This is a genomic window from Rhizobium sp. BR 317 (genome assembly GCF_047445835.1).
GTDB lineage: Bacteria > Pseudomonadota > Alphaproteobacteria > Rhizobiales > Rhizobiaceae > Rhizobium > Rhizobium paranaense.
Genome location: NZ_JARWLB010000082.1, coordinates 1 through 2,636, shown reverse-complemented (window position 1 = coordinate 2,636; position 2,636 = coordinate 1). Strand labels below are relative to the sequence as shown.

The 2,636-nt window shown below is 56.3% G+C and carries 2 protein-coding genes; one reads left to right on the top strand and one right to left on the bottom strand.

What is annotated here, in order from left to right:
- Positions 1-1,994: HAMP domain-containing protein (locus tag QD357_RS31775; RefSeq protein WP_414125969.1), on the bottom strand; the 1,994-nt coding region annotated here is incomplete at its 3' end.
- A gap of 461 nt (positions 1,995-2,455) precedes the next feature.
- Here QD357_RS31775 and QD357_RS31770 point away from each other — a divergent pair.
- Positions 2,456-2,636: hypothetical protein (locus tag QD357_RS31770; RefSeq protein WP_414125967.1), on the top strand; the 181-nt coding region annotated here is incomplete at its 3' end.

Genomic DNA, 2,636 nt, shown 5'->3' with positions numbered 1-2,636 from the left:
GCTTCTATTCGTCCCATAGCGTCAACCGCGTCCGTGACCACTGAAGCAGACGCATCCGCGGCCTGCTTGGTTTCTTTTACCAGCTGGGCTGCKGCTTGTGCCTGCTCTGTCGAGGAACGCACCGTCGCGGTGAGTTGATGAACAGCGGCCGCGGTCTCCTCCAACKACGCGGCTTGACGCTCGCTGCGGCGGGAGAGATCATCGGCGCCACTGCTGAGGTTGTCTGCATTTTGCCKAATGAGCACGATGTTGCCGCGAAGTTCCGACATCGTCGCCTGCAAACGCAGCAACGAATTGTTGAAGTCCCGTCGCAATTGTTCCAGCCGCCCGGAGAACGGTTGATCGATCGTGCTCGAAACATCACCGTTGGATAACCTCTCCAGCCCAGCGGCAAGACTGTCGACGGCGTCGCCGATCTGTTTGTCGATCTCGGCTTTCTCCGCCTCGTTGTGCCGACGTTCAGCTTCGGAAGCCGATCGTTGACKATCCGCGTCGTTCTCGATCTCGATCTTCCTCGCGGCATTCTCCCTGAAKACACAGAGCGCCCGGGCCATTTCTCCGAGCTCATCAGCGCGCTMAGAACCGCCGATCTCAATGTCRAGGTCCCCTTCCGCCAAACGCCGCATGTCGTCGGTCAACTGGACAACAGGTTTTTTGAAAGTCGCAATCATCCCGAAGCCAGCGAGAAGTGCGACGAGGACGCCGGCAAATGTMGTGATGAGGCCAATGCCATTCGCGTAAGCCGTCTCTTCAATGGCTCTTGCGCGCTGGGCGTCGGCAAACGTCGTGAGGTGGCCCMATATGGTGTTCAACTGGTCTGTCGTTTGCCTATATTGCGCACGCCTCACTTCCGAGATCTCGACGAGCTTCGCACTGTCCTGCGTCATACCCTCTACCGCCGGCGGCACCGTATTCTGGACTGCCTTGAAAAGGTCGAGGTCGGAAGCGGCACTCCAGATGTCCAATATCTCCTTCTTCGTTCTGTCAAAGTTMTGGACGAGCTGCGCACGGTTTTGTTCGGTAGGGTCGGCTATGAAGCGCGCAAGGTTTATCCTGATGAGATAGCTGGAGTCTGAAAGTCTTCGGCTGCCGTCCAAGGCGCTGCTGATCTTCGCCAAATGTTGGTCGAGACCTGCGAACTCGACGATTGCTTTCTTTGTTTGCTGGTTCGCTACCGCGTTAATCGCGACGGAGATTTCCTTGAACGCGGACATTGCGGTGTCGAGGCCTACGGTGTTGTCCGATGAAGCGCCCTGCGACAGAAGTTGTGTTACGCTTTTCACCGCGCMATCGACCGAGCTCGACAGTTTTGTGGCGTCCGATGGCAAGGAAGCCCGCAGATTTCGGGCGCTCCGACGCAACTCGCCCACTTTGCCGCCCAAATATTTGAGTTTCAACTCGGTCGTTCCGGCGAATTGGTAGCCCGCKGCAAGATCAAGKAAGAAGGTTGCATAGCCTGTCACCCTGTCGGCATCGCGCAACATCGATTTGGCGGCGCCCTCGGACTGCTCGCCGGACTTCCTTAACTCGTCTGCTAGCCTGAGCATTTCATTCTGCGACCAAACCAGCGATTCAGAATGATTGGCGATCGAGCTTATCAGTTTCTCTTCGCTTTCATGGATGCTCCAGAGAGAACCAAAATTGTTCACCACGTCCAGCATAATCGCGTTTGCCGACTGGAGGCCTTCGCTTTCCGCCGTAGCTCCGGCATTCGTCACCAAAGCCTGCAGATGCGATTGCTGCGCGAGCAGGTCAGCCTTCACGCGATCGCGCCTTTCTTCCGACGCCTCGTCGAGAAACTCTCTMATCGAGGCKGAGACGTCACGGAAACCCGAGAGCACCTGCATCACCTGGCTTGAGGTTTCCAGGCGGCTTTGTAGGAGACCCGCGGCGTAGTGCCCCAAAAACCCCACCGCGCAAATACTGATTATGAAAGGCAGTACGAAAATGATTACTTTTGTCTGTAGCCGGAAACGGGACAACAGCCTGTCCATTGTGGTCCATCCTTGTCCATAGGCGGTGAAGAAGCTTCATCAATCGGGATCCGCCTCCGATGGAAGCATCGAATCATCAATGACGACACGAGGCTGCGCGACTGAGGATTGTCTGTCAACAGATTGTCTGATAAAGCATGTTCAGGTTTATCAAATTGTCTCGCGAACTTGCGCAGGAATAACTCCAGAACCGGCGCTGCCGCAGCCGGCACAACTTTCACCGCTTACATCKATCAAACCGCGATGTCCTTGTTTTCAGTGGAAAGCGGTGACGGCATCTCGGCCATGTGAAGACTGCGAACATGTCGTCGTCGTGGTGACGGCGCCTTGGGGAACAAACGGGTMCTTCTCATGGATGGACGGCTCCTTGGATGACGCCGACCTCACCAGCTTTCCCAATATGCATATCGAGATGCCCGATCTGGGGAACGGTAAGTGTTGAGATTGAGGAAGCAGAGAAGATGACTGATACGAGAGCATTGCTCGATAATATGACCTTGGCCGAGCAGGTCTCGCTACTTTCCGGCGATACGTTCTGGTCTTTACCGCCCATCGACCGCCTAGGGATAGGGAGATTGCGCTTGACGGACGGCCCCAACGGCGCCCGCGGGGCGGGGTCTTTTGTCGGGGGTGTGACTGCAG